This window comes from Rheinheimera sp. ATLC3 (assembly GCF_059429535.1).
In genome coordinates this window covers 1,897,411-1,923,718 of the sequence record NZ_CM182103.1, presented here as the reverse complement: position 1 = coordinate 1,923,718, position 26,308 = coordinate 1,897,411, and the positions used below count along the sequence as shown (strand labels likewise).

The window sequence follows — 26,308 nt, the reverse complement described above, 5'->3', positions numbered from 1 at the left end:
TAGAAATAATTGTCATTTAACAGGGTGCAGTTATGCCACAAGCCAACGCGGGCAACAAGAGCTGGCGTGAAAAAAGCTGCCAAATAACCATTTGGCAGGTTCAACGGCAGCCTTGAGCCGCCGGGTTATACCAGTTTCCAGTTCAGGGTTTCACCGGCATAAAACGGTACTATAGGGTTACCGTTTGGCAAGGTTATTTCGGCGGGTACCTGCCACTGTTGTTTTATAAGTGTCACGGTACCCTTATTGCGCGGCAGACCGTAGAAGTCGGCACCATAATGGCTGGCAAAGCCTTCTAGTTTGTCCAGGCAACCTAAATCGTCAAAGACCTGAGCATAAAGCTCTATTGCACTGTGGGCACTGTAACAGCCGGCACAGCCGCAGGCTGATTCTTTGCGGTGCTTTTCATGTGGTGCCGAGTCGGTACCAAGGAAAAATTTAGCTGAACCGGTAGCGACAGCGGCGCGCAGCGCTTCCTGATGAGTGCGGCGCTTTAATACCGGCAAGCAGTAGTTATGTGGCCTGACGCCGCCTACCAGCAGATCATTACGGTTTAGCAGTAAATGCTGTGGCGTGATGGTCGCTGCCACGTTAGCGGAACTTTGTGCGACAAAGCTGGCAGCATCAGCAGTAGTGATGTGCTCAAACACAACTTTTAGTGATGGTATGCGGGCTACGATATGTTGCAGGTAGCGGTCGATAAACACTTTTTCACGGTCGAAGATATCAATTTCATGCTCTGTCACTTCGCCATGGATCAGCAGCAGCATGCCCTGTTCTGCCATAGTCTCAAATACCGGGTAAAGCGAGTCCAGCGCACCAACACCGTGGCTTGAGTTTGTTGTTGCGCCAGCAGGGTACAGCTTGGCAGCTACAATACCTGCACGTTTTGCTTCAATAATATCAGCAGCACTGGTTTTATCTGTCAGGTACAACGTCACCAGTGGTTCAAAACTGCTGCCAGCCGGGCGAGCCGCTAATATTCGTTCACGGTAAGCCTGTGCCATAGCGGCTGTTGTAACGGGTGGAACTAAATTAGGCATCACTATTGCTCTGGCGAACTGACGAGCCGTGGCCGGGACAGTTTCGCGCAGCATATCGCCATCGCGAAAATGCAGGTGCCAGTCGTCCGGAGTCTGAATAGTTAAGGTGGTCATAAAGTGGCTCCTGCTGGCTGAATAAAGTGAAAGTAAACAAACGGCGCTATTGTAGCAATTATCTGTCAGTGGGGAAATTGCTGCGCCGACGTATTGCAGTAAGTCAGCGTTCAGCCTAGTGTGAACACTATTCATTATTTGACCCGAGAATTTAACAATATGACGACTGAGCAGGCACTGCTGTTTACCATTTTGCTGATGACCATTGGCCTGTTCATATACGGGCGCTGGCGGCATGATGTTGTCGCGTTAGCCGCACTGATGGCTTGCGTGTTTGCAGGCCTGGTGCCAGCTGACGAAGCTTTTAATGGCTTTGGCCATCCGGCGGTTATTACTGTAGCCTGCGTGCTGGTACTAAGTTATGCCATGCAGAGCAGTGGCGCGGTTGATGCGATGGTAAGGCGGGTATTACCGGCCAAAGCCGGTGTGATGACCACGATAACTCTGTTGACCGCGCTGGTAGCCGTATTGTCTGCGTTCATGAATAATGTCGGCGCAATGGCGTTACTGATGCCAGTGGCGATGCAGGCCGCGGTTAAGTTGGCGGTTCCACCCGGGCAAATCCTGATGCCGGTAGCTTTTGGTTCTATTCTCGGCGGTATGACAACAATGATAGGTACGCCGCCCAATCTTATTGTTTCAGGCTTTCGTAATAGCAGTCAGGGTACTGGTTTTAGCATGTTTGATTTTAGCCCGGTAGGCTTGCTGGTGGCACTGAGCGGTGTGGTATTTATTGTGCTGCTGGGCTGGCGCCTGGTGCCGAAGCGCAAACAGCAGGGTATTGAAGGTTTTGACACGGCTAATTACCTGACTGAAGTTCGGGTAACGGCTAAGAGTAAAGTGGATGGTATGCGTTTGGCGGAGCTTGAACAGAAGCTGGAAGACGCCGATGCGCAGGTTATTGGTTTGGTGCGGAATAAGTTCAGGGTAACCGTGCCTGCCGGTTACCGGCGGCTGGTAGCCGACGATGTGCTGGTGATAGAGGCTGAACCGGAATCTTTAGGGGCATTGCTGGCAGAGCTTGGTTTAACTCTGGAAGAAACAGCCCGGGCCGATGCTGAGGCTGAAGCAAAATCAGAATCGCAGGACAACGCAGCAACTGAACCGCAGGAAGACACTGATAGCGGTAATGGCACGATGAACTCGGACGATATGGTTCTGCTTGAGCTGGCAGTATTACCCAGCGCACAGCTTATCGGGCGTTCGGCTGCCAACCTGAACCTGCGCAGCAACTTTGGTATCAACCTGCTGGCATTGTCGCGCAGTGGCAACAGGTCAATTAAGCGCTTACGCCGCACCGAGATCGCCGCCGGCGACGTGTTACTGGTGCAGGGCGACGCGCAGGTGCTCAGCAGTTTTGCCAGCGAGTTCGGCTGCGTGCCACTGGCTGAGCGCGCGATTAATGTGCCGGACAAGCGCCGTGCCTGGCTGACGGCCAGCATTATGTTTGCTGCAGTGGCGGGGGCAGCTCTTGGGTTATTACCTGCCGCAGTATCTTTTGCCGCGGCGTTATTGGCCAGTATGTTGTTTAAAGCGGTGCCCATCCGCAAGGTATATCAGGTCATTGACTGGCCGGTTATTGTGCTGCTAGCTGCGTTGCTGCCGGTGGCGGAGGCGATGTTGAGCACCGGTGCGGCAGAACTGCTGGCCCAGTGGTTGCTGCAATATGCATCGGCAGGTAGCACTATAGTGGCGCTGGCTATTTTACTGGTGCTGACAATGACGTTGTCTGATTTTATGAATAATGCTGCTACGGCGGCTGTCATGTGCCCGATAGCGATCAGCGTTGCGGCCCAGCTTGATGCCAGCCCGGATACATTTCTGATGGCGGTTGCGATTGGTGCTTCCTGCGCATTCCTGACGCCTATTGGCCATCAGAACAATACGTTGATTCTGGGGCCGGGAGGCTTCAGATTCGGAGACTACTGGCGTATGGGCTTACCGCTGGAAATAATTGTTGTCGCAGTGTCAGTTCCGGCCTTGTTGTACTTCTGGCCGCTTTAGTCTGCAGTAGCATTTTGCTACACTCAACCCTGCGCCTGACACTGCAGGGTTGCAATGCCAGTTATTGCCACATTTAACGCTGGGAAACCTTATGAACGACTTAGATTTCGACCTGGACCACCTTGATTTTGCTGCGGCAGAACATAATGTAGAACGTCAGCAGCAAGCTGAACTTGAGCGCGCCGACGACCCACAATATGGCGACGATGATGATGAGTGTAGCGGCGGCGCCTGTAAGATCTAATCTGCTGCTGTCACGGCCGGCACTGTGGTTTTATGCCACAGCTGGCTGACAGCGATGCACAGTACGCCAGACAACATCAGCAGCGCAAAAGGTAGCGGCGTGCCGTTGTAGAATAACGCCAGCAGCGGGCCTGAAAGCGAGCCAATGCCAAAGCGCAAGGTGCCGATAACCGCTGTTGCTGTGCCGCTATTGTCAGGAAACTTCATCAGAATCATTGCATCAGCATTGGTCGCAATTAAACCCAGACTGGCCATCAAGGGTGCTATCGATAGTACCGTATAGACCAAATCAAAATTCCAGAAGTTAAACAGAGCCAATGCACTGGCGCTGACAACGGCTACTGCAAGGCCTGCGCGCAGCATACGCTGTGGCCCAAGCCTTACCACTAACCTGCTGTTAATAAAGTTAGCTAGCATCAGCATCGCAACGTTCACGCCGAACAATAAACTGAACTGCTGCTCGTTGACGCCAAAAAATTTAATATAAACAAAAGGTACGGCAGTCAAAAAGCAGAAAAATGAAAACGATGCGAACATTGAAGTGGCGATATCCGGCCGTGCTGAGGCGTTGGAAAATACCACTTTATAGCCTGATAGAAAGGACGGTTTAGCTGTCTGAGAGGAAACAGTTTTGGTTTCAGGCAGATAACGCCAGCTCAGCAACAGGATCAGCAGTGCATAACCGGCTAAGGCAACGAAAATCATTTGCCAGCTGGCCAGCCACAAGATGCCACTGCCGATTGCCGGTGCCAGCAACGGGGCCAGCATCATAATCATTGACACATAAGACATGCCTTTAGCAGTGTGTTCCTGATAGATATGCCGCACTATACCAGGTACCACGACAGTTGCTGCTGCACCACAAAGCGCCTGTACTGCACGCCAGGCCAGAAACCATTCAATCGAACTAACCAGACTCAGAGCAATACTGGCCAGAACAAAACCTGTCAGACCAAAGATAGCCAGCGGCCGGCGGCCCAGACTGTCTGCCAGCGGGCCGCATATCAGCATGCTGACACCGAAAAATGCCAGGAATATACTTAATGACTGCTGCACCATACCTATAGTGGTATCCAATTGCTGCGCCATCAGTGGCATGGCAGGAAGATACATATCAATCGCCAAAGGTGTGGTAGCAACAATGGAGGCCAGTAACAGAATAATCCAGCCAGCAGGTTTATGTGACATTGATTCGGGCTCTTAACTTCGCAGCGCGTTATGATACGCGTTTTTCTCGGCAGCAGCTAACGTGAGAGTGTAAAAATGGGTTAACAAATATGTCTGCCTGTTGGCCTGGTTTGCATTTAGCCTGGCAAAGTTTTTTAATAGCCGTATATAAGCAAATTCTGTTGTGCAGGTCATGAAACGATTTTACGGGTTTATTTGTCTGTTTGCCGGCCTGCTGGCGTTTCCGCTGCAGGCCGCAGAGCCCATTCGTATTGGGCTACACTTGTCTGCTCCCTGGTCGTTTTATAACGATACCGGTGAGTTAGATGGCATCGAATATCAGCTGGTATCTCGCATCTTTAGCCGGGCGGGTTTTAAAGTAGAGTACGAACTGCATAGCTACAGCCGGCTGCTAAAACAGTTTAGTGATAAAAAACTTGATTGTGCCTCACCGGTGGCTGTACCGGTAGAGGGTGCAAGTTATACCGAACCTTACCTGCCTTTTGAGGATGTGGTAATCAGTCTGGCTTCTTCAGGCATGGAGATCCAAAGCCTGCAGCAACTGGCGGGTAAGCGCATTGTCGCTTATCAACAGGCGCAGCAGGTGCTGGGCGCTGAGTTCAGTGCGGCCGTAGCAAATGCCAATTACCTGGAGCTGGCCGACCGTAGTGTACAGCTGGAGTTACTGTTTAGTAACAGAGTGGATCTGGTCATAGGTGAACGTAGAGTGCTGCACTATCTGGCCGCTAAAACTGCACCCCTACTGACGTTAAAGACGCATCATTTGTTTACCGGGCAAAAGTACCCGGCTGCGTGTTGGGCTCCGGCGCTGAAAGATGTGTTTAATCATGGGTTGGAATTACTGCAACAAAGTGGTGAACTGTCCGCTATCCTGCAGCAATATAATCACCTGGCTGCTATCGGGACAGAATAGCCATTACAATGTTATTACGCGTATACTGTGCGCATCGATGATGCGGGAAACTGATAATGAAAAAAACCAAAGTTATAACCACAGATGAAATACTGCTGACATTGTGCCAGTCAGTAACCAAGGTACTGACCGGCGCTGGCAACAGTAATGTTGCGTATTCACCTATGGTGCAAAAAATTCAGAAAACCTGCCTGCGGCCAGATCTGGGCTGCTTTGTGCTGTTTGACGGCGGTTTCTCAGGCCTGGTTATTATTAATTTCACTGCGCAGGCCGCAATGGAGATTTATAAAAAGTACCTGATGAGCATGGGTATGCCTGAAGAGGAATTGGCGCAGTTTCATACCTCTGACGAAGTGGGCAACGTGATGGGCGAGCTGATGAACCAGATAGTTGGCGATTTTACCAATACAGTGCGCTACGACCTGCATACGTCAATCAACCAGAGCCAGCCGAAAATGATGGCAATTAACAAACAGGTACAAATTCTGGTTAATACCCAGCTGGATCAGCCGCAGGCACGCCGGGTAACCTTCAGCACACCTGAGCATAATATTTTCTATCTTGAACTGGCGATGGATAAAACCGAATTTATTCAGCTGCATGAGTTTGATAAAACCGAGCAGGAACATCCGGATGACATTCTGGCGAATGCACAGCAATATACACCGGAAAATACTGTCAGTGCAGATGTCGATGTAGATGACGATTTTCTGAAAAATCTGGGGTTATAACTGCAAAAGGCGTTAGCCACGCTGTGGTAGTAACAGCACAAAACGTGCGCCGCCGAGGGGCGAGGTGGCCACTTCGATTCTGCCCTGATGCCACTGCACTACACGCTGAACTATGGCTAACCCCAGACCAAAACCGCCAGCCTGTTTATTACGGCTGGCTTCAGCGCGGAAAAACGGTTTCAGAATATCCTGCCTCAGCGCTTGCGGTATACCTGGGCCGTCGTCCTCGACTTCAATCTGCCAGTGGTTTTTATGCTGACTTAGTGTCAGTCTGATTTGGCTCACCGCATATTTTTTTGCATTAACCAACAGGTTCTGCAGAGCGCGTTCCAGATAATGACCATCACCATATAGCATGGCCTTGTCAGGCAATTGCAGTGAGATAGCGGCGCCGGGCAGCGGTGTCAGTTTTTCCTGTACGTTGGCAATCAGTTCGGTTAAGTCCAGGTGTTGTTTCTGCAATGGAGACTGACCGGTCTCCAGCCTTGCATAATCAAGAATTTCATCGACCAGTTGCTGCAGCTCTTTTACATCCTGCTGCATCAGCTGGCGTTCTTCCTGTGGCAGTTGTTGTGCCATTTCCAGTGCAAAGTTCAGTCGCGCTATAGGGGTGCGTAGTTCGTGTGACACGGCATGTGTCATTTCCCGTTGCAATGCCAGCAATTCACGGATCTGCAGGCTCATTTGCTGAAAGCTATGAGCAATGGGGGCGATAAAGGAGCGGGCGGGTAACTGCAAAGGGGTTTCAGCGTCAGCAGAGAATTTTTGCAAACGCCGTTGCAACACCCGGATATCACGGGCAACCGGCCATAGCCACAGTGCAACCGCGACTGCCAGCAGTACAAAGAACAGTAGTGTGAACCAGATGGCGCCGTCTTCCTGCACCAGTTGTAGCGGGCCCAGGCGCCATAGCTGGCCGCCCTGCTGATAATAGAAATATACCCGCTCGGCTTCAAACAGTGTCAGCACCTGCCCTTGTTGTAGATTGGCGGCTTCATCCGGCAACCAACTTATGCTATCGCTTGGCAGCGCTGAAATGGTTAGCGGAATATGTTGTGACCACTGGTTTTGGGGCTGTTGCAGCTGCTGGTGCAACAGGGCTGTGTAGCTGTCGAGCCATGGTGGCTCTGCTGCGGGTTGCCACTGTTGCCAAAGCTGCTCAACAGCCCAGCCGGTGCCCAGTAACACCAGAAAAATAAACAGGTAAAAGTGCCAGAACAGGCGATGCATTGGCAGTCTTACTGCCAGGCGTCGGCGACGAACAAATACCCCTTACCCCACACCGTTTTGATACGAAACGGCGTTTCGGCGTTGTCTCCCAGTTTGCGCCTGAGGTGCGAAATACGCACGTCGACGGTGCGATCCAGCCCATCGTATTCGCGGCCGATAATTTGTTGATGAATGGCTTCGCGTTTTACCGTCTGGCCGGCATGCTTGGCCAGCATCCACAACAGATCAAACTCATAACTGGTCAGCTCAACACGCTCGTTGTCATACCAGGCTTCGCGTGAGCGCTGTTTTAACAGCAAACGGTTAAACTGCAACTCCTGTTGCTCAGCTTTGCTGATAATCTGAGTTCGGCGCAGTAAAGCATTAATCCGCGCAACCAGCACCCTGGGTTCTACCGGCTTAACAACGTAGTCATCTGCGCCCAGTTCCAGCCCGAGTACTTGATCAATATCGCTTTGTTTGGCGGTGAGCATCAGAACCGGCCCTTTGAACCAGGGACGGATCTGCCGGCAGACACCAAAACCGTCCAGGCCGGGCAGCATTAAATCCAATACAATAAGGTCGGGTTGAAACTGGCGGCAATGCTCCGCTACCGCATCGCCCTGGCTTTGCAACTGCACGGTAAAGCCATGCTGAGTCAGGAATGTCTGTACCAGCGATGCCAGGCGGATATCGTCTTCAACCAATAGTATTTTTGCCATCAGAATATGCTCCATGGGCTGCTTAAACGACGTTGGGCAGGTTTGCGGCTTAGTACCTGTAGCTCGGTTTTCAGCAGGATACGGTTGTCACTGTCTCTGAGTGACAGTTCGGTATTTTGCCAACTGACAATATTCTGCCAGTGTCCCTGCTCTGCCTGTTGCCAGCAGTGCAGCTTTTCTTCCGCCATGTACAGGCAGGTGCTCAGCGCCGTCTGACTGTACCAGTTTAGTTGTAGCCGGGTCTGGCAACTTTGGTTTTGCTGCTCGGTTACACAAATTTGTGGACTGACATCCCAACACAAACTGCTGCAGTTTGCGGGTAAGGGATTGGGTGCTGCAATACCGTTAAGTGCCAGTAACAACCAAAGTCCCTGCATCAAAATAACCGGTAACTTACGCCAAAAAACCAGGTTGTCACGTGATCGGTGCGCACCAGAGGGCTGTCTGTCATTGCATCATCCAGATGTAAGTAACGTAAAAATGCCAGCACTGCAACCCGCTCTGACAGCGGATATTGCCAGCCTAAGCGCAGTTCCGGCTGCCAGCTTGGCTTGCCTTTATAGCGGTTAAGATAGAACGGCTCATTATTATCAATGCCGTAGTAAGTATCAATCAGTTTGGCGCTTTTCCAGTGTAATCTGGCCCCCAGCTGCCAATTGCCGGTACTGGTTTGCCAGCTACGTCCTGCGCCTATGGTGGCGTGCTGGCCCTGATAGGTATTGCTGATATCCTGCCAGACAACACCCTGCAGGTGCCAGTTTTCACCAAACCAGTCGAGTTGCAGGCCCAGATCATAAGCTGTCGGGCGTTTACTGATCTCGCGTACAGAGGCTTGCAAAGGGCCAACGTCTTTTTCTTCGGTTTCACCAACTATGGCTGAATTGGCAAAACTGTGACGAAACTGAAACGCGTTGCCACCGAACCATTTCTGAAAAAAGCCTTTTTCCTGATTAAACTGGCCAACCAGACTAAGCTGCCATTGGTTATCTAACGTCCAGCTGGTTCCCAGCTTGCCGTTATCGAAAAACCAGTGTTTGCTGTAGTAATAAATATCCGGCAATAACACCAACGGTAATTCATCGCCATCATGCAATGGGTTACTGCGCTGACCGTAACCCAGCGCAATATTCAGATACAGTGTCTGCTCTGTTACACAATTGTCGTCCTGCTCGCAGGGCGAAGCCGTTTCAGCTTGCGCAGTTATGCTTAGCAGGCATAGCAGTAGTAACCAGTATCGCAAAGGGCACCTTAATTCAGACAGACTTCCAACGACGTCAGTTTACCAAGTAGTTGTGCCACAGATAAGCGGATATAACAATGTTTCACAATTTGCACAGTTAACCACCACGCCGGGTGGTTTGGTTAGCGGCAGAACAAAATTGAATCCACCTGCAATTCCCACTATGATAAGCGCATCAAACAGATAAGTACCGGTGTCATCCATACAGGTACCCGCGGTCGTGGTAACGCCACTGCTATAGCAGAGCATCCAGATGAAAGACAAAGCTACTTCATTCGATATTGCCTATATGGCCGGCGTGTCACAATCGACAGTGTCGCGGGCATTGCGCAACAGCCCTCAGGTTAATAAAGAGACCCGGGAAAGAGTGCAGGCGATAGCGCGGCAGCTGAATTACAAAGTCGACAAAAATGCCAGCAATCTGCGCCAGCAACGCAGCAGCACGCTGGCGCTGCTGTTGTTTGAAGATCCTACCACTGATGAGTCGCTGATTAACCCGTTTTTCCTGTCGATGCTGGGTAGCATTACCCGTGCCTGCGCTAAGCGTGGCCAGGATCTGCTGGTATCGTTTCAGCAATTAAGCGATGACTGGCATGCCGACTATGAAGACAGCAATAAAGCCGACGGCATTATTCTGCTGGGTTACGGCGACTACAAAGATTACGAAGAAAAGCTGGCTAAATTGCTGGCGCAGGAGACACATTTTGTCTGCTGGGGCGCTGAAGTGCTCGGGCACCCTGAATTCACCCTGCGCAGCAATAACCGCGAGGGTGGGCGTTTAGCCGGTGAGCACTTGCTGGCAACCGGGCATAAAAAGTTTGCCTTTATTGGTAATGCGTCTGAAGGCAGCCCGGAGTTTAGTGCCCGTTATCGCGGTTTTATCGATGCGTTGAATACCGCAGGTATAGATGAAAGTGAGGTGCCGCATTTTGACGCCATCTCTACTGAAAGTGCTGGCGATAAAGCAACAGAACAATTACTGGCAGCAGGGCATCGGGTTGACGCTATTTTCTGTGCCAGTGATCTGATTGCTATTGGTGTGATGCGCTGCCTAAAGCGCCATCGTATCAGTGTGCCGGAAGATATTGCCGTAATGGGTTTTGATGATATTCCGGTGGCATCTTTTGCTACTCCTGCGCTGAGTACTATTCAGCAGGACACCACCAAGGCTGGCGAGCTGCTGGTAAATAACCTGTTGCAGCTGATTAATAACCAGCCGATTACCGTTAACCAGATAGAACCCAAGCTGATTATCCGTCAGTCTTGCGGTTTCCACCGCGGCGGCTAATACCTGTACCAGCCTGATATACGGCAGCTTTATTAACGCTTTAATAACCTTGATTACACCGGCGCTGCCTTGTGCTAATATCCGGCGCTTTGTTGTTTGGCTTAATTAGGGACAAATGCCGGTGTATTGTTTATCTCGCTTTATTTTACTGTGGTTAGGCTTGCAGCTAACCTGGCCAGTGCTGGCGAACCAGACGTTGGCTAATCGCATGCTGGATGTGCGCAAGGTTGAAGGGTTAGATGTTTATTACAATCTGAGTAACGGCATGCCACTGCAGGGTGAGTACCGGCTGGTACGTGATACACAGGGTTACACACTGGCAAGTTTTGACCAGGGCTTGGTGCAAGGCGGCTGGCAAGTGTTTGATCAGCGTAATCAACGTATTTTAAGCGGGCAGTATCAAGCTGGCAGACAACAAGGCGAGTGGCAGTACTTTAGCGCTGATGGCATGGTTGAGCAGATAGAACATTATGATGGCGGCGTTGCCACTGGCTTGTGGCGGCGCTTTAACAGCCAGCAGCAGGTAATTGAGACTACGCAATTTGAGCGGGGCGAAAAAACTAACGTCAGCCGTTTTTATGACAATGGCAAAATACGCAGCGTCGAAACCTATCAAAACAGCCTGCGGCATGGTGTCTGGCAAACGTTCCATCTTAACGGTGAGGTTGCCGAACACTGGACTTATGCCAACAACCAGCTAAACGGGTTATATCAAAGCAAGAATGAGCAAGGCGAGGTATTGCTGCAAGGCGAGTACGATGCGCAGGGTCAGCAGGATGGGCTGTGGCAGCAATTTTATACCGCCGATGTGATAGAAGCGAAAGTGCAGTACCTGAATGGTAAGCGCCATGGCTTAACCGAACAATTCAGTACCGACGGTACTTTGGTTCGTCAGTGCCATTATCAGCAGGGTGTGCAACACGGTGAATGCCGCGACTTTTATAACAATGGCCAACTAATGAATGCTTTGTTGTTTAAAGACGGCAAGCAACACGGTGAACAGCAATGGTTTAGCGAACAAGGCCAATTGATACAGAAACAGCATTATATTGATGGTATGTTTGCCGGTGAGCAGTTGCAGTATTACCCCAATGGCGAGTTATCAAAGCGTGTTACCTACCACACGACAGAACGCAGCGCGAATGGCCAATTTCCATTGCATGGTGTTAGCGAAATCTATCAGGAAAATGGCCTGCTATTTGACCTGTCCAACTATGTACTGGGTGAACGTGACGGCGTACATAAGCGCTATATAGAAGACAAGCTGGTAGAAGAGACCTATTACAAAGCCGGTAAACGTCATGGCCTGAGTAAAACTTTTTATTCATCGGGTGAACCGCGTGAGCACAATACCTATGTCGACGGCCAGCTGACCGGGCCTTTCAAAAGCTGGCATATCAACGGCACGCTGCGTGAAGAGGGTGAGCGCAAAGACGGTCAGCTAACCGGGCGTTACCAGCTGTTTTACGATACCGGCAAGCCACAAAAGCTGGAACACTACGCCAGTGAGAAAAAAGCCTCAGACTATAAGTTTGCACTGGAAGGTAAGTATCAGCAATGGGCCGGAAATGGCGACCTGACGCAAGAGGGTAACTACGCTGATAACAAACGTCACGGCAACTGGATAACTTACCAGCAAGGCGAGAAAAGCCGCGAGCAGGAGTTTATTACCGGCAAAGCCGAAGGCCGCTTTGTCGACTATTACCAGGGCCGTCGCCGCACTAGCGGTTATTATCTGAATAACCAAAAAACCGGCGAATGGGTTGAATACTATTATCAGGCTGACGATCCAACCTATGGTTTTATTCCAGAGGGCACCGTAAGGTACAAAACCCATTGGCAGGAAAACAAACAACATGGTAAGGCCGAGTTTTATACTGCCAAAAACATTCTGTACAAAGTAGAAAACTGGCAAAAAGGTGAAAAGACCGGTGATTATCAGGAGTTTTATGTCAGCAACGGCGAGGCCAAAATTGCAGGCAAACTGCAAAAAGGCGAGTGGTTTGGTTTATGGCAAGCCTGGTATGAAGACGGTACTCTGGCACAGGCGGTTCATTACGATGCCAGCCGAAAGCATGGCCTGGCACAGGAGTTTTATGATAATGGCCAGTTAAAAAGCGAAATTGAATATGAGTATGACAAGCCGCATGGCCGTTATCAGCTATTTCATTTAAATGGCCGGCCGCAGCAAAAAGAAAACTATGTAAAAGGTTTAAAAGAAGGTGAGGCGGAATACTTTCATCAAAATGGTAAACCGCAACAGCAGGGGGCTTACCTGCGCGACCGTAAAGAAGGCGAGTGGCTGGAGTTTTGGCCAAATGGCCAGGTCAGAACCCAGGGCAGCTATATCAGTGACCGGCCGTCCGGTGATTGGCAGTACTTTGACCAGCATGGCAAGTTAATTAAAACCGAGCATAAAGGCTAACCGCAAACCGCTGCTGTGCAGGCGGCAGCGGATTTCAGGGTTGTTTTAGTTTCGTTTGTTGTAATAGTAATTGTTATCATTTACAATTCAGCCTGTTTAATTCCTCCGCGATACAGGTTGTAACATGAAGTTTCGTCTTTCTGCTGTCAGTGTATTCTGCGCTATGGCATGTTCTACTACTTGGGCCGATACTGCACCGGCGAATACCTCTGCTGCCGTATTGGAGCATATTGAAGTGAAAGGCCGGGCACAAACTCTGTACCGGGTTGACTCGTCTAACCTGGGTACCCGCACAGATACACCACTGGATGAAGTACCGCAAAATATCCAGGTTCTGCCCGAGGCTTTGATTCGGGATCAGGCGGCACGACAGATCACCGATTTATACCGCAGCATGAGCGGCGTCAGCAGCTTTAGTTACTCAGGCGTAACCTTTCGTGGCTTTCGTCAGGATGAAATTTTATATGATGGTGTCCGGGGCGACCCGTTTAACGGTTTTGCCGTGCCTCAGCTGTTTAACATCAATGAAATTCAGGTATTAAAAGGTGCAGCTGGTGCCCTGTATGGCAGCATGGCCCCAGGCGGATTAATTAACTACACCACTAAAAAGCCTACAGCATTGCCGGAGCGTGTCTTGAAACTGGCGATGGGTAATGACAGCTTTTACAGTGGTTCAGTCGAATTAAGCGGCCCACTGACGGATGATGCTACTCAGCGTTATCGTGCCGGTATTTATAAAGACAGCGAAAAGCCGTTCCGACGAAACACGGATGTCGAAAACCAGATCCTGGATTTTGGCTACGCTATCGATTTAACCCAGGATACCGTGCTGACATTGCAATATACCGATGTAGAGCAGGATTATGGCGGCGCGCGTTTGCGTGGTGTGGTAACAGACGCACAGGGTAATTTTCTGGCTGACCGCAGCTGGAACCATAACGAAAGCACGGATTTTCAGAGTTTAACGGCAGAGGTGTATCAGGCGCGGCTGGATCACCAGGTCAATGCCTACTGGAGTACCGATGTTACCGTGCGTGGTTATCAGAATCAGGAACTGCAGAATTATCATGAGCCATTTTGCAGCTTTGATACTGACGGTGACGGCGTTATCGATTACTGCGGCCGTCAGTTTCGTGACCAAAACCGCGAGAATGACTCGTTCAGCCTTACCTGGAATAATATTATTGAATTAAACACCGCTGATATTGTGCATACGCTGTTAGTCGGTGCTGACTATTTGCAACAGGATTCCTATTTCTTTAGCCGTACCGCTATACCGCTTGAAAGCGGCGGTACTGTGCCTGGCCTGAGCCTTCGCGACCCCATATATGGCCTGACTAACCATGCCAACTATAACCTTGATACCTTAACACCCAACATTAACGATAATGAAGCCGTGCGTAAGGGCTTTTACCTGCAGGATCAGTTAACACTGTCGGACAACTGGAACCTGTTGTTGGGCGTACGCTGGGACAGCTTTGAAGACACAGACAAGCGTAATGACAGCAAAGTGTCGGGTAACGATACCTCATGGCGGCTGGGTAGCACTTATCAGCTAACCGACTATGCCCGTGGTTATCTGGTAGCTGCTACCGGTTTTGTGCCGCAAGCTGCAAGCTCGCAGGCAGAGAATGTTGGGGGGCCGTTCGAGCCGGAAACCTCGCGTTTATATGAAGCCGGTGTGCGTTTTTCGTTGCTAAACGACGCTATCAGATTAAATACAGCGCTATACCAGATCACCCGAAAAAATATTCTGCAGTCTGACCCGCAGGGTGATGTTGATGATTTGCTGGCGCTGGGCGAAGTACGCAGCCGCGGCTTTGAGCTGGATATTCTGGGGGATTTAACCGACCACTGGGTAATGAACCTGAACTATGCCTACAACGACACCCAGGTAACGGAAGATACCAGTGGCATTACTAATGCTGTTAACGGCCGCTTTGCCAATGCGCCCAAACATCAGGTTGGCTTATGGAGCCGTTACGAGTTACCAACACTATTGTCGTCATTCGCTGTGGGGCTGGATTACGTTGGTGAGCAAATTAGCTTGGGTGGGCAGACTGTGAAGTCTTACACTGTATTTGATATCAGCTGGCAGACCGAATGGCAAAGCTGGCTGGTGCAGCTGAACGTGAAAAACGTGTTTGACAAAACATACGCCAGTAGCGGTTTTATTGCCCGCACCGGCCATTTTCCGGGCGAGCCGCGGCGGATTTATTTAACCACCAGTTACCAGTTCTGATATGACAAACCGGCAATGGTTTACCTTGCATTCGTGGGCTGGCTTCGTGTTTGGTAGCTTGCTGTTGATGGTTTGCATTACCGGGGTTTTGGCAACGCTCAGCTATGAAATTCAGTACCTGAGTGATGCTAAGTTTCGGGCTGAAACACCGCGCAGCGGGCCGGTAAACTGGGCACAGCTGGAGCAGAATCTGGCACAGGCTTACCCGGATAGCCAGCTTATCAATGCTCAGGTACACCAGCAATGGTACCTGGCTGGCGAGGCGGCATTGTTTACACCGCAGGGTTTCAGGTTTGTTTACTTTGACCCTGCCAGTGGCAAGCTGACCGGTAGCGGTGACTGGGGGCGGCTGTCGCGCTTTTTGCGCAACTTGCATATGTATTTGTCGATGGGCAGCAGCGGTAAAGTTATTGTTACCTCGCTCAGCTTTTTGTTACTGATAACGCTGGTAACCAGCTTTTTTGTCTACCGTAACTGGTGGCAACAATGGTGTCGTAACCCGGGTAAGTGGCGCTGGTCTGTGCGCAGCAGTTGGGCATCCTGGCACAAGCTGATTGGGCTGTGGAGCTGGTGGTTTGTTTTGCTGATGACCGTTACCGGCCTTTGGTATTTTACCGAGCACTGGTTATTACGTACTGATGTGCAGTTTTACCCCGAACCGCCAAAAGTGACCATTAACACTAACCCGTTAGTTATGGCTACCGGTGACACTGATGCTCTGTCGCTGGCCAGGCTGGTGGCAATAGCTCAGGCCCAGCGGCCGGAGCTGGATATTCGCAGCGTGCTTTACAACAACCGGCCACAGGCACCGGTAATACTGACCGGACAGGACGGCGCCGTGATGGTGCGCGATCGGGCTAACCGCATTTATCTTGATGGCAGCGGGCAGATACTTGGCATGCAGCACGCCGCAGATTTGGGGGTGCTTGCCCGGCTTACCGATATGGCTGATCCGCTGCATTTCGGTAATTTTAGCGGCCTGGCAGTTAAACTGATTTATGCGCTATTTGGTACCGGCCTGTGTATTCTGGTGGCCGGCGGTATGCGTATGCACTGGCTGCGGACTAAACACAAACAGCCATCGCTGGCGCGCTGGCTCGGTGTGTTTGGCTGGCTGGCGCTGTTTGTCGCAGTTGCCGGTATCTGTTGGACAGCAGCAACATTTTCGCAGCGCGAACTGGAACGGGCACCGTTATCGCCGTTACTGGGTACTGTGCTGCAAAATAAGGGCTAACTGCTGGGCGTAGTATCCTGCTCACGCAGGTACAGTTTGTCCAGCGCCTCACGTAATGTCGGGTAAAACGTCAATCTGCCGGGGATCGGCTGAACTCCGGCCTTGGCCAGGGTTTTCAGTGGCTGAAATTGTAGGTCGGCAATCACCAGCTCGGTGTTGTTGCGTTGGCATTTGCTGATAAGTTTGTTCAGTGCGGCCAGGCCGCCGGTATCCAACAACGGCACGCCATCCATATACAGCACTAAACCCTGGCTTTGTTCGCTCAGGCGGGCAATATCAGCAAAAATCCTGTCGGCAGCGGCGAAAAACAGTGGCCCACTTATTTTCAGTACCTGCCAGCCTTCAGGCAGATGCTGCTCCACTTGCTTACGGTTGTTGCTGATGTCTGTTACCTTGCTCATTTGCGCAATTTCTTTAACGAACAGCACCGCCGCCAGCAGAATACCTGTGGTTATCGCAATCACCATATCAAACAGCACAGTCAGGCTAAAACAGGTAACAAATACCCAGATATCACTGCGTGGTGCGGTTTTCAACAAATGCAGCGCTTTGGGTGCTTCGCTCATATTCCAGGCTACCATCACCAGCAAAGCAGCCAGTGCCGCCATCGGCAGATAAGACAATACCGGTGCCAGCAGCACTAAACCTAACAGCAGTACCACAGCATGCACCATTGCTGAGACTGGCGATTGCGCACCGGCTTTATAGTTTGCCGCCGAGCGGGCGAGCGCCGCAGTAGCGGTAATGCCGCCAAAGAAGGGGGTAATAATATTCCCAAGGCCCTGGCCGAACAGCTCGCTGTTGGCGCTGTGACGCCGGCCTGACATGCCATCGAGCACCACGGCGCATAATAACGATTCAATTGCACCCAGCATCGCCATAGCAAAAGCAGCACCCAGTAAGTCTTTTACCAGCTGCCAGCTAAAGCTTAGTAGCTCATCATCAGGCCCTGGGCGTAGCCAGGGCCAATCGAAATAGGGCAAATAAGGTGGAATGCCGCGGCCATCGCTGCCATCAGCAGCGCTATAGCTAAAACGTGATCCTATGGTGTCAAGTTCAACGCCAAACTGCAGCAATACTAACGCCAATAAAGTGCCTACAAACAAGGCAGGTAAATGGGCTGGCACCGGTATTTTCAGTTTAGGCCACAGCAGCATCACACCCAGTGTTACCAACGCTACCGACAGACTTGCAGCTGATAACTGCGGCAAATGCTGTGCCAGTACGGCGACTTTTTCTGCGTAGTGCTCTGGCAGGCCGGTAAGGTTTAAGCCAAAAAAATCGTTGATTTGTAAGGTAGCAATCACCACCGCGATACCGGCAGTAAAACCCAGTGTTACCGGTTCGGGAATGTACTCTATCAGACGGCCCAGCCGGAATGCCGCCATCAATAGCAACAACACACCTGATAATACTGTGGCCAGTAATAAGCCACTCAAGCCATATTTCATTGCTACCGGGTACAGAATAACCACAAAAGCTGCCGTCGGGCCGCTGATGCTGTAACGGGAGCCGCCGGTCAGCGCAATAATAAAGCCAGCGATAATAGCGGTGTACAAGCCATACTGTGGTGCTACGCCTGACGCAATGGCCAGAGCCATGGCCAGTGGAATGGCAATAATGCCAACTGTGAGGCCAGCCAGCAGATCTTTGCTGAGTTTATTGGCGTTATAGCCTTCAGCCATTACTTCACGCAGGGCATGGCACAAACGCAGTGAAAACAAATGGGACCGGTCAGACATAACAGCATTCACGATAAGGCCGCTAAGGAATAAACGTAGTGTAACGCTGGCAAAGGCTTGTGCCTATGCGCTTTTAGTCTGGTTGTGTTGCTTTAACAATGGCGCAATACTGCTTAGCTACAATAACAACCCAGGTTAAGCCAAAAGGAATCGTTGTGACAAAAGCCGTTAATTTTGTTTTGCTGGTTACGCTGTGTAGCCTGATATTCAAAGTAAATGCAACCAACCTGGTTGTTGAAAGCTTTAATATTCGGTACGACAACCCTGCAGATGCCCCAAATGCCTGGCCCGACAGACAACAGCTGGTTTATGCCCACTTAAACACACTGCAGCCTGATGTGCTGGGTTTACAGGAAGTGTTGCAGCATCAACTTAACTGGTTGAGTGAGCAATTGCCTGATTATGATTACATTGGTGTTGGCAGAGACGATGGTGTTAGTGCCGGTGAGTTCGTGCCATTGTTTTACAATAAAAATACTCTGACGAAACTAAATGGCGGCAACTTTTGGTTGTCTGAAACGCCGCAGATAGCGGGCTCGATCGGCTGGCAAGCCCATCTTCCCCGTGTGGCCAGTTGGGGGCATTTTGAGAAAAATGGCAGTGATTTTTTTGTATTTAACGTGCATTTTAGCCATGTAAGTGATGTGGCGCGGCAAAAAAGCGCAGCGTTTCTGCTAACACATATTCCGGCCATTGCAGGCAGCAAACCGGTTATTTTACTGGGTGATTTTAATATGCTGAACAATAGCGCAGCTTATAAAACGCTTACCACAGGCCCTTTGCTGCCATTAACCGACACTGCAATACTGGCAAACGCAGAGGGCGCAGGTACTTACAATGGTTTCGCTGCCGGCGAACGGGAGCGTATCGACTATATTTTTATCAGCAAGGGTTTAAAAAGTTCCAGCTACCGCACTTATCAACTGAACATCGGCGGTGTGTATATTTCTGATCACTTTCCCATTTCGACAGTCATTAGCTTACCGTCAAAGTCTTAAAAAATGGTACTGCACTGAGGTTTTCCCCGGTGCAGTTTTCCGTTGTTGTTATCGACGTTATAGATATTGTTTTAACCAGGCTGCGGTTTCAGCGTCGGCTTCTGCCCGATTAGGTTGCATACCGTGATCTGCCCCAGGGTACACTACCAGTTTATGCGGATGACCTTTTTCGGCCAGGGCTTTGGCCAACATCTGTGACTGAGCAACATCCACCCGCCAGTCTTTGTCACCATGCACAAGCAAAATGGGTAGTTCAGTTGGTAGTTTGTCTAACCAATGCATGACTGAACGGGCTTTAAGCAAAGCAGGCTTTTCAGTTGCATAATTAGGCATATAACGGCTGAAAATATTTTTTTCCATATCAGGTCTTTGCGGGATCTGAAGTTCTAAATCCGTAACACCAGCTTCGACAATTAAGGCTTTTAACTGTGGCATATCGCGCGCAGCAAGGTAGCTCATCATGCCGCCACGACTGGCGCCTTTCATGGCTATACGTTGGTTATCCGCATTTGCCATACCATCTATAATCGGCAGCAGATTTTTAATGTCGTTAACGTCAGCACCGCCGAATTGATCCAATAAGGGTTGAGCTTTTATGCCGGATGGAAAGCCCGCAGCGCCACGATACTGGCTGGCAATGACCACATAACCTTGTTCTGCCATAGGCATTAAAGCCATCTGAATTGCACCAAAATGCCATTTGCCAAATTCGGCATTGCCACCACGGTTATAAATGACTACGGGCAGCTTATTATCAGCAGAGGCATTTTTGTCAGGATTTAGCATTATGCCTTCAACCAGATGTCCGTCTGATTCGTAAACGAATATCCGGCAATCAATCTGTTGCTGGCGTTGTTCGAATTTTGCCTTGGGGAATATTTCAGCAAACTGCTCAGCATTGAATTTAGGCTTTTTGCTTAGCATCGCCAACCAGCTGTCATAGCTCGCAAAAGGGCCGCCGTAGCAACTGAAATTTTCTTTTAGTGAACTTGCGCTGGAAAACGCCGGTAATAACTCCGGTCCTTTTTTCGCTTTGGCCGGTTCCGCCTGAAGCACCGGGCTGAGTAACATAGCGCTGAGTAAAATCAGTAAAGGTTTCATTAACTTTCCTTGTTGCATTTGGTTGTTAAATATCAAGGTACAATAAATTAACAAGGTGAATCTGACAAGCAAAGAAAAAACCGCCGCTAATAAAAGCCGGCGGTTTCAGGGAGAACACTGCAGTGAAAAGCTTAAGGTGTGCTTTGTAAAATCAGTACGCCATTGGCGGCGAGCTGCTGGTTTTTAAGATCAAAAGCCCAGCTGGCGCTCAGACCATCACGCGCTATATCGCTGATATCCTGCGCGCTGTCACCCAGGTTCAGCAGAAACAGACTCTTGCTGCCATTTAGCTCACGGTTTATCTGTACTACACCGTTGTTGTGCTGGGTGACCTGATAGCTGCCTTGGGTACCCAGTTCCGGCCGCTGCTTTTTCAGAGCAATCAGTAGTTTATAGAGTTGCCAAATCGAATCAGGTTGTGCCTGCTGAGCCGCTACACTGCGATCCTGCGCATTAAGCTGGCTGGCCAGAAAGTCCGGGTACCAGTTGCTGAAGTTAGCGCCAAACAGCTCTTGCTGCTCTACCCAGCTGGTATCGCTTTGCGTAAAGCCCGCCTGTTTGCTGTTATCCCACAGCATAGGCGCGCGTTTATACACATCGTGGCCTGTGCCGCCCTGGGTCAGGCCAATTTCTTCGCCGTAATAAATGTAAGGTGTACCCGGTGAGCTGAACAACATAGTGGCTGCCTGTTTAGCTTTGGCATCATGCTCACGCAGCTGGTAGGCGATACGCTCTTGATCGTGGTTGGTCAAAAATGGTGCGAAGAAGCTGAGTGGCGCTACTGAGTCGAGGCGCTGCTGCACATTTTGTTGCAACACCGTGGCATCGGCGGCTTTTTGTTTGTTCGAGCCCATAGTGCCAAACTGCGCTTCAGCGCCGGCATCTGGTTTTAACAAACCCAGAATTTTATAACCCACCTCAAAATCAAAACCCTGATCAAGCGCTTTGCCATTGCCATAATAACGCGCGGCTACCGGTATATCGACCCAGGCTTCTCCCACCAGGTATGCTTGTGGGTTCACACTTTTAACGTATTGATTAAAGTCTTGCCAGTAGGCGATGGTTTCATCGGTATCGGCCTGAGCATCGGGCCCGCCTTCCATCGCAAAACGCACTGCATCTAAACGGAACCCGGCGACACCCCGGTCCAGCCAGAATTTAGCCATTTTTTTCATTTCCGCAATCACATCGGGGTGGCGCAGGTTTAAATCCGGCTGACTGGCACCAAAGGCACCGTAGTAATAAGCATTGCGGGTTTTGTTGTAGTGCCAGACTGCTCCGGGCTGATCGTTGTTACTCCAGGCGTGGCCCCAGCCACTGCCAGCGGTAGGCATGTCGTCGCGCCAGATAAAATAATCTTTATACGGTGCTTCACCCGCGGCTGAGCGTTTAAACCAGTCATGCTCGCTGGAAATATGGTTGATCACCAAATCCAGAATCACTTTCATACCGTGGCTATCTGCAGCGCGTAAAAAGGCGTCAAATTCTGCCATGCTGCCGTAATCGCTTTCTACCTGATAAAACTCGGTAAAGTCGTAACCGTGGTACGACGGTGCTTCAAACATCGGCGTTAACCACAGCGCATTTACGCCCAGCTCCTGCAGGTACGGCAATTTGGCGGTCATGCCGTTAAAGTCTCCGTGGCCGTTGGCATCGGTGTCAAAGAAACTACGCGGCCAGATCTGATAAAACACGGCTTGTTGCCACCAGGCCACATCAGCTGTTTGTTGTTGCGCAGCGGGTACTACCGGCTTAGTAGCTTGTGGCTCAGTTACCTGTGCTGGTTTGCAGCCTGCCAGTAACAAAGACAGTGCCAAGGCAGATAATGTAAAAGCTTTCATCAGATCCCCGTTTAAACTTTATTTGTGCACCATAGCGCTGCAACGTGGTGCTACTATGCTTGATAATGGTTCGTAATAACGCCAAAACAGTGCAACAACAAGATGAATACGTATGCACAGTTTTGCGCAATAGCGCTGCCTTCGTGTAGCTTAGTTCGATCTGTTGCGCTTACACAGAATAATAAAATCATCCGGGGAGCGGGTATGAAACAACCTAAGCTATCTTTCTGGCAGATCTGGAACCTCAGCTTCGGCTTTTTAGGGGTACAGATAGGCTTTGCACTACAAAATGGCAACGTCAGCCGTATTTTGTCAGATCTTGGCGCCGACTTATCGTCATTATCATTGTTCTGGCTGGCCGCACCTATTATGGGGTTGTTGGTTCAGCCAATAGTTGGTGCAGCGTCAGACCGCACCTGGAACCGGCTGGGCCGCCGTCTGCCGTTTATGCTCGGTGGTGCTGTGGTGGCGGCTACCGCTATGGTGCTATTGCCAAACTCATCGATGATGGTGGCGTTTATTCCGCCCATGATATTTGGTCTGGTCATTTTTGCCATTAAAGATGCGGCTTTTAACGTGACCTTTCAGCCGTTTCGCTCCCTGGTATCCGATATGGTGCCGCCAGAGCAGCGTAACCTGGGGTACTCGGTACAAACCTTATTGATTAATATCGGTGCTGTTTTTGGCTCTATTCTGCCTTTTGTGCTGACTAACGTGGTCGGGCTGGATAATGCATCTAAAGCCGGGGAAGTGGCGCCGTCTGTCATTTGGGCATTTTACATTGGCGCGACTGTACTGCTTGGCAGTGTGCTTTGGACAGTATTTCGCACCAGAGAATATGCACCTGAGCAGTACTTTGCTTATAAGGGGCTGGATGCCAAAGCGCACGAGTTAGCCGTGCAAACACAAAAATCGCGCTCGCTGGGTGAAAAACTGGCTGATTTTTGGCAAACCATGCTGGGCATGCCACGCATTATGAAGCAACTGGCCCTGGTGCAATTTTTCTCCTGGTTTGCCCTGTTTATTATGTGGACTTACTTTCCGGCTGCTATTGCGCAAAATACCTGGGGTGTGGGTACCGAATGGTACGACGCTGCCTATATTGCCCAGATGGGTGGCGTACCGGCACATATCGCCGCGGCGAAAGGGGCTGCCGGTGACTGGGTCGGCATTTTGTACGCCGGCTACTCGTTGTTTGCTGTGCTGTTTTCGCTGGTGATGGCTAAACTGGCCAATGTGTTCGGCCGTAAGTTTGTTTATTCAATGGCGTTGCTGGCGGGTGGCGCCGGCTATTTAAGCTTTGCATTGTTTAGCGACCCAACCATGACCCATGTTGATCTGTTAATCACTCAGGTAGACATTCCACAGGGCGCTTTAGGGCTAATGTTACCTATGGTCGGGGTTGGTATTGCCTGGGCTGCCATTCTGGCCATGCCCTATGCCATACTTGCCGGTGCGTTACCGGCAAATAAAACCGGTGTTTATATGGGGATTTTTAACTTTACTATCGCCGCACCGCAGATTGTGTCCGGTCTGATTGCCGGCTGGATTTTAGGCTCGGTATTTGAAAATCAGGCGGTCTATATCGTCATGCTGGCCGGCGCGGCTATGGTGCTTGGCGCACTGTCAGTATGGCTGGTTAAAGAGCAAGATACCCAGGCGCAGGTTTAAGCCAGCGTACCGTTAAGTGCATCGCCCGGTTTAGTCACCGGGCTTAGTATCGCTAGTGCCGGTTGGCAGAATCAGCCGGGCAATGGCGCCGCCTTCAGGGCGCTCGAACCGGCCGAAGCTGCCGCCGTGCTGGCTGGCAACCCGGGCGACAATAGCCAGCCCCATACCATGATGTGAAACACCGTCGCTGATATTCTCATTGCTATGCCAGCCGGCACCGTCGTCAATAATATCAATCTGGCAGTTGCCGCCGTTAATGCGAAGTTCTACCCAAACATGGCCGTGGCAGTAGCGTAGCGCATTGCTGATAAGGTTTGACAGTGCGCGTTGCAGCAGCTTTTTGTCAGCCTGGATCTGCACTGCGCCGGCGGGGATAAGGCTAAGCTGATGTTCAGAGTTAGCGGCGAATTTCTCCAGTAACTCCTGCAGTAGCGCGTTAACATCAATATCCGTTAGCTGTAGATCAGAGCGGAAGCCTTTTTGCGCCAGGCGCAGATAATCGTAAACATTGTCTTCAATTTCCTGCAAATTGCGGCGGATCTGTTTGCTGTCGCTGTCCGGGAGTTGTTGTTCCAGGCGCAGCATAATAAAACGCAGTCGCGCTAGCGGCGTTTTTATATCATGGCAAACGGTGTCGGCCATTTCGCGCTGCAGCAGGTTTAAATCCGCAATGGTCTGGTTCATCCGGCTTAACGACAATGCCAGCGGCTGCAGGTAAGATTTTTCACTTAGCTGAAATGCCGGCAACCGGCCCAGAGCCACTTCTTTTAGTGCGCTCTGGCGCAGTATTTCTACGTCGCGAAACACATTGCGGCTGAGCCAGAACAAAAACAGCAGTAACAACAGAATAAATACATGCACCAAATCGACGCTGAAATCCAGACTCTGTGGCAGATTAAGCCGGGTCATGCAGAGCAATTCGTCATCGGGCATAGCGCCACACAACGAGGCGTTGCCCAGGCTGTCGCGCATAATTTCCAGCTGGTAGTCAAAACCGGCCAGCGGTTGCCACATTCCGGCAGGGTAGGTAATAAATAAGCTGTCGGGGCAATCGTCGGTATCGCTTATCCGGCAACTTAACCGCAACTGGCTGTCTTTATCATACTGATAAGCCTGCTGCAGAATACTCTGTGCCGCCACGACAATGTCATTGCGCTGATACATCAGGCTGTATAACTGGTTTAAGCTAAAAAACAGCAGCAGCACCAGCAACACTATAGCGAAGTAAAACCTCAGCATGGCTGAATTCATTCAGTACCTGCCTCATTAGCGTTATAGATAATGCAATAACCCTTGCCCCAGATATTACGGATATTCCATTTATTATCAGCTGCTTGTAGTTTTTTACGCAGCCTGGATGCCCGGCCGTCAAAGGTGCGGTCAGCGCCATCGTATTCACGGCCAAGCTGCTCGCGGAACAACCGTTCACGGCTGACCACGACGGCATAGTTTTCAGTAAGGGTGATTAGCAGTTGCAGCTCGGCATCGGTCAGGCTGATCTCTTCGCCTGCTACGCTGACGGTGGCGCTGCGCTTATCAATGTGCAGATTACCCTGTTGCAGCACATCGCCTGTGGTTTGCGCACTGTGCGCTTCTGATAAAAAGATACGGATCTTTGCCAGTAAGATGCGCGGGTCCAGCGGTTTTAACAGATAATCCTGCGCCCCCAGCTGCAACCCTTCTAACTGGGCTGCGACCGAGGTGACTGCGGTCATAAATAAAATCGGCCCTTTAAACTGCTGGCGAATTTGCCGGACTAAATCAAAGCCATTACTGCCGGGTAACATCACATCACAGACAATCAGATCAAACCCCTGTGCCAGCAGTACCTTTCTGGCCTTTAGTGCATTGCCGCAATGGGTGACCTGGTAGCCCTCGTGCTGCAGAAAATCTTCTACCAGCTTTGCCAGTTCCAGATCGTCTTCAATCAGCAAAATATGGGCATTCATTGCAGTAACCACCAGCCGTTGCGGCTTTTATTCAGTAGTTGCTCGCCTGACTCAAGATCAACGCGTAACAACCTGACCTGCCGCTTTGCCAGTACTTTGTCATTGTGCGGGTTCTTCAGGAAAAACTGTGTATCTTCTGTGATCGGCAGCGATAAGCTGACATTATCAGCCTGTTGCCGACAGAGTAAAGGCGTATCGGGTTGTTGTTGCTGATACAGGCAAACCTCAGCCTCTTGCTGCCAGCTGGCAGTCAGCTGCAGTATGCAGGGCTTGCCGGCATGTTCAATACACAGCCTGGGTTTTATCAGCAGCTCATTGGCGGCTGAGGGCAGGGCCAGCAGTAAAACCAGGGTACAAAGCAGCTTCATGGCATTGACGTTTCCATGTTCAGGTAAGCTTGAGTGTGCCGC

Annotated in this window: 22 protein-coding genes; 10 read left to right on the top strand and 12 right to left on the bottom strand. The window is 50.6% G+C overall.

The window, feature by feature from the left end; all coding sequences use genetic code 11:
• Positions 1-125: 125 nt before the first annotated feature.
• Positions 126-1,157 (bottom strand): dihydroorotase, encoded by a 1,032-nt coding sequence (pyrC, locus tag AC5SV9_RS08945; RefSeq protein WP_475148222.1) that lies wholly within the window; start codon positions 1,155-1,157, stop codon positions 126-128.
• Between the two features lie 159 nt (positions 1,158-1,316).
• Here pyrC and AC5SV9_RS08940 point away from each other — a divergent pair, with 159 nt between their 5' ends.
• Both AC5SV9_RS08940 and AC5SV9_RS08935 read left to right on the top strand, forming a co-directional pair.
• Positions 1,317-3,161, top strand: coding sequence for an SLC13 family permease (locus tag AC5SV9_RS08940; RefSeq protein WP_475148219.1), 1,845 nt, complete (start codon positions 1,317-1,319; stop codon positions 3,159-3,161).
• A 91-nt stretch (positions 3,162-3,252) separates the two neighbouring features.
• Positions 3,253-3,405 carry a hypothetical protein gene (locus tag AC5SV9_RS08935; protein ID WP_166670394.1) on the top strand — a complete coding sequence of 51 codons (153 nt, stop codon included), beginning with the start codon at positions 3,253-3,255 and terminating at the stop codon, positions 3,403-3,405.
• Here AC5SV9_RS08935 and AC5SV9_RS08930 read toward each other — a convergent pair.
• Positions 3,402-4,592: a multidrug effflux MFS transporter gene (locus AC5SV9_RS08930; protein ID WP_475148217.1), complete on the bottom strand. Its 1,191-nt coding sequence runs from the start codon at positions 4,590-4,592 to the stop codon at positions 3,402-3,404. The two genes, AC5SV9_RS08935 and AC5SV9_RS08930, sit on opposite strands and share 4 nt — an antisense overlap.
• Positions 4,593-4,764: 172 nt before the next feature.
• Here AC5SV9_RS08930 and AC5SV9_RS08925 point away from each other — a divergent pair, with 172 nt between their 5' ends.
• Both AC5SV9_RS08925 and AC5SV9_RS08920 read left to right on the top strand, forming a co-directional pair.
• Positions 4,765-5,505: a substrate-binding periplasmic protein gene (locus AC5SV9_RS08925; RefSeq protein WP_475148216.1), complete on the top strand. Its 741-nt coding sequence runs from the start codon at positions 4,765-4,767 to the stop codon at positions 5,503-5,505.
• A 56-nt stretch (positions 5,506-5,561) separates the two neighbouring features.
• Positions 5,562-6,236, top strand: a complete 675-nt coding sequence (locus tag AC5SV9_RS08920; protein WP_134052863.1) for a DUF3334 family protein — start codon at positions 5,562-5,564, stop codon at positions 6,234-6,236.
• Positions 6,237-6,248: 12 nt separating this feature from the next.
• Here the strand turns inward: AC5SV9_RS08920 and AC5SV9_RS08915 are convergent, their stop codons facing one another.
• The 4 genes from AC5SV9_RS08915 to AC5SV9_RS08900 are packed head-to-tail and all read right to left on the bottom strand — an operon-like array spanning position 6,249 to position 9,407.
• Positions 6,249-7,466, bottom strand: a complete 1,218-nt coding sequence (locus AC5SV9_RS08915) for an ATP-binding protein (RefSeq protein WP_475148214.1) — start codon at positions 7,464-7,466, stop codon at positions 6,249-6,251.
• Between the two features lie 8 nt (positions 7,467-7,474).
• Complete coding sequence (locus AC5SV9_RS08910; RefSeq protein WP_134052859.1) at positions 7,475-8,167, bottom strand: response regulator; 693 nt, start codon at positions 8,165-8,167, stop codon at positions 7,475-7,477.
• Positions 8,167-8,544 (bottom strand): DUF3019 domain-containing protein, encoded by a 378-nt coding sequence (locus AC5SV9_RS08905; RefSeq protein WP_475148212.1) that lies wholly within the window; start codon positions 8,542-8,544, stop codon positions 8,167-8,169. The genes AC5SV9_RS08910 and AC5SV9_RS08905 overlap by 1 nt, the downstream gene beginning before the upstream one ends.
• Positions 8,544-9,407: a MipA/OmpV family protein gene (locus AC5SV9_RS08900; RefSeq protein WP_475148211.1), complete on the bottom strand. Its 864-nt coding sequence runs from the start codon at positions 9,405-9,407 to the stop codon at positions 8,544-8,546. Before AC5SV9_RS08900 ends, AC5SV9_RS08905 begins: the two co-directional genes overlap by 1 nt.
• Before the next feature lie 253 nt (positions 9,408-9,660).
• Here AC5SV9_RS08900 and AC5SV9_RS08895 point away from each other — a divergent pair, with 253 nt between their 5' ends.
• The 4 genes from AC5SV9_RS08895 to AC5SV9_RS08880 all read left to right on the top strand — a co-directional run bounded on the left by AC5SV9_RS08895 (position 9,661) and on the right by AC5SV9_RS08880 (position 16,596).
• Positions 9,661-10,695 (top strand): LacI family DNA-binding transcriptional regulator, encoded by a 1,035-nt coding sequence (locus AC5SV9_RS08895; RefSeq protein WP_475148208.1) that lies wholly within the window; start codon positions 9,661-9,663, stop codon positions 10,693-10,695.
• Positions 10,696-10,816: 121 nt separating this feature from the next.
• Positions 10,817-13,120, top strand: coding sequence for a toxin-antitoxin system YwqK family antitoxin (locus tag AC5SV9_RS08890; RefSeq protein ID WP_475148206.1), 2,304 nt, complete (start codon positions 10,817-10,819; stop codon positions 13,118-13,120).
• A 124-nt stretch (positions 13,121-13,244) separates the two neighbouring features.
• On the top strand, positions 13,245-15,362 hold the full coding sequence (locus AC5SV9_RS08885) for a TonB-dependent siderophore receptor (protein ID WP_475148204.1): 2,118 nt from the start codon (positions 13,245-13,247) through the stop codon (positions 15,360-15,362).
• A gap of 1 nt (position 15,363) precedes the next feature.
• Positions 15,364-16,596, top strand: a complete 1,233-nt coding sequence (locus AC5SV9_RS08880; RefSeq protein ID WP_475148203.1) for a PepSY-associated TM helix domain-containing protein — start codon at positions 15,364-15,366, stop codon at positions 16,594-16,596.
• On the opposite strand, the gene dauA is transcribed toward AC5SV9_RS08880, so the two are convergent.
• Positions 16,593-18,338 (bottom strand): C4-dicarboxylic acid transporter DauA, encoded by a 1,746-nt coding sequence (dauA, locus tag AC5SV9_RS08875; protein WP_475148200.1) that lies wholly within the window; start codon positions 18,336-18,338, stop codon positions 16,593-16,595. The genes AC5SV9_RS08880 and dauA overlap by 4 nt on opposite strands.
• A 155-nt stretch (positions 18,339-18,493) precedes the next feature.
• Between dauA and AC5SV9_RS08870 the strand changes: the two genes are divergently transcribed.
• Complete coding sequence (locus tag AC5SV9_RS08870; protein WP_475148198.1) at positions 18,494-19,336, top strand: endonuclease/exonuclease/phosphatase family protein; 843 nt, start codon at positions 18,494-18,496, stop codon at positions 19,334-19,336.
• A 57-nt stretch (positions 19,337-19,393) separates the two neighbouring features.
• Here AC5SV9_RS08870 and AC5SV9_RS08865 read toward each other — a convergent pair whose 3' ends face one another.
• The gene (locus AC5SV9_RS08865) at positions 19,394-20,437 is read right to left on the bottom strand and encodes an alpha/beta hydrolase family protein (RefSeq protein WP_475148196.1); all 1,044 of its coding nucleotides are present in this window, start codon (positions 20,435-20,437) and stop codon (positions 19,394-19,396) included.
• Positions 20,438-20,568: 131 nt separating this feature from the next.
• The gene (locus AC5SV9_RS08860; RefSeq protein ID WP_475148195.1) at positions 20,569-22,278 is read right to left on the bottom strand and encodes an alpha-amylase family glycosyl hydrolase; all 1,710 of its coding nucleotides are present in this window, start codon (positions 22,276-22,278) and stop codon (positions 20,569-20,571) included.
• Between the two features lie 204 nt (positions 22,279-22,482).
• Between AC5SV9_RS08860 and AC5SV9_RS08855 the strand changes: the two genes are divergently transcribed.
• The gene (locus tag AC5SV9_RS08855; RefSeq protein WP_475148193.1) at positions 22,483-23,949 is read left to right on the top strand and encodes an MFS transporter; all 1,467 of its coding nucleotides are present in this window, start codon (positions 22,483-22,485) and stop codon (positions 23,947-23,949) included.
• A gap of 30 nt (positions 23,950-23,979) precedes the next feature.
• On the opposite strand, the gene AC5SV9_RS08850 is transcribed toward AC5SV9_RS08855, so the two are convergent.
• From AC5SV9_RS08850 to AC5SV9_RS08840, 3 genes are read right to left on the bottom strand one after another with little or no spacing between them, the layout of a single operon-like run.
• Entirely contained in the window at positions 23,980-25,200 is a 1,221-nt protein-coding gene (locus AC5SV9_RS08850) for a sensor histidine kinase (RefSeq protein WP_475148191.1), read from the bottom strand.
• Entirely contained in the window at positions 25,197-25,898 is a 702-nt protein-coding gene (locus tag AC5SV9_RS08845) for a response regulator transcription factor (RefSeq protein WP_475148189.1), read from the bottom strand. The genes AC5SV9_RS08850 and AC5SV9_RS08845 overlap by 4 nt, the downstream gene beginning before the upstream one ends.
• On the bottom strand, positions 25,895-26,266 hold the full coding sequence (locus AC5SV9_RS08840; protein ID WP_475148187.1) for a DUF3019 domain-containing protein: 372 nt from the start codon (positions 26,264-26,266) through the stop codon (positions 25,895-25,897). Before AC5SV9_RS08840 ends, AC5SV9_RS08845 begins: the two co-directional genes overlap by 4 nt.
• Positions 26,267-26,308: the final 42 nt, after the last annotated feature.

Excerpts from the sequence above, each read along its gene's own strand:
- AC5SV9_RS08895 (WP_475148208.1), top strand. The coding sequence starts at position 9,661 with ATGAAAGACAAAGCTACTTCATTCGATATTGCCTATATGGCCGGCGTG.
- dauA (WP_475148200.1), bottom strand. The coding sequence starts at position 18,338 with ATGTCTGACCGGTCCCATTTGTTTTCACTGCGTTTGTGCCATGCCCTG.
- AC5SV9_RS08865 (WP_475148196.1), bottom strand. The coding sequence starts at position 20,437 with ATGAAACCTTTACTGATTTTACTCAGCGCTATGTTACTCAGCCCGGTG.
- pyrC (WP_475148222.1), bottom strand. The coding sequence starts at position 1,157 with ATGACCACCTTAACTATTCAGACTCCGGACGACTGGCACCTGCATTTT.
- AC5SV9_RS08920 (WP_134052863.1), top strand. The coding sequence starts at position 5,562 with ATGAAAAAAACCAAAGTTATAACCACAGATGAAATACTGCTGACATTG.
- AC5SV9_RS08850 (WP_475148191.1), bottom strand. The coding sequence starts at position 25,200 with ATGAATTCAGCCATGCTGAGGTTTTACTTCGCTATAGTGTTGCTGGTG.
- AC5SV9_RS08880 (WP_475148203.1), top strand. The coding sequence starts at position 15,364 with ATGACAAACCGGCAATGGTTTACCTTGCATTCGTGGGCTGGCTTCGTG.
- AC5SV9_RS08925 (WP_475148216.1), top strand. The coding sequence starts at position 4,765 with ATGAAACGATTTTACGGGTTTATTTGTCTGTTTGCCGGCCTGCTGGCG.
- AC5SV9_RS08840 (WP_475148187.1), bottom strand. The coding sequence starts at position 26,266 with ATGAAGCTGCTTTGTACCCTGGTTTTACTGCTGGCCCTGCCCTCAGCC.
- AC5SV9_RS08855 (WP_475148193.1), top strand. The coding sequence starts at position 22,483 with ATGAAACAACCTAAGCTATCTTTCTGGCAGATCTGGAACCTCAGCTTC.
- AC5SV9_RS08935 (WP_166670394.1), top strand. The coding sequence starts at position 3,253 with ATGAACGACTTAGATTTCGACCTGGACCACCTTGATTTTGCTGCGGCA.
- AC5SV9_RS08885 (WP_475148204.1), top strand. The coding sequence starts at position 13,245 with ATGAAGTTTCGTCTTTCTGCTGTCAGTGTATTCTGCGCTATGGCATGT.
- AC5SV9_RS08930 (WP_475148217.1), bottom strand. The coding sequence starts at position 4,592 with ATGTCACATAAACCTGCTGGCTGGATTATTCTGTTACTGGCCTCCATT.
- AC5SV9_RS08910 (WP_134052859.1), bottom strand. The coding sequence starts at position 8,167 with ATGGCAAAAATACTATTGGTTGAAGACGATATCCGCCTGGCATCGCTG.
- AC5SV9_RS08940 (WP_475148219.1), top strand. The coding sequence starts at position 1,317 with ATGACGACTGAGCAGGCACTGCTGTTTACCATTTTGCTGATGACCATT.
- AC5SV9_RS08905 (WP_475148212.1), bottom strand. The coding sequence starts at position 8,544 with ATGCAGGGACTTTGGTTGTTACTGGCACTTAACGGTATTGCAGCACCC.
- AC5SV9_RS08915 (WP_475148214.1), bottom strand. The coding sequence starts at position 7,466 with ATGCATCGCCTGTTCTGGCACTTTTACCTGTTTATTTTTCTGGTGTTA.
- AC5SV9_RS08860 (WP_475148195.1), bottom strand. The coding sequence starts at position 22,278 with ATGAAAGCTTTTACATTATCTGCCTTGGCACTGTCTTTGTTACTGGCA.
- AC5SV9_RS08845 (WP_475148189.1), bottom strand. The coding sequence starts at position 25,898 with ATGAATGCCCATATTTTGCTGATTGAAGACGATCTGGAACTGGCAAAG.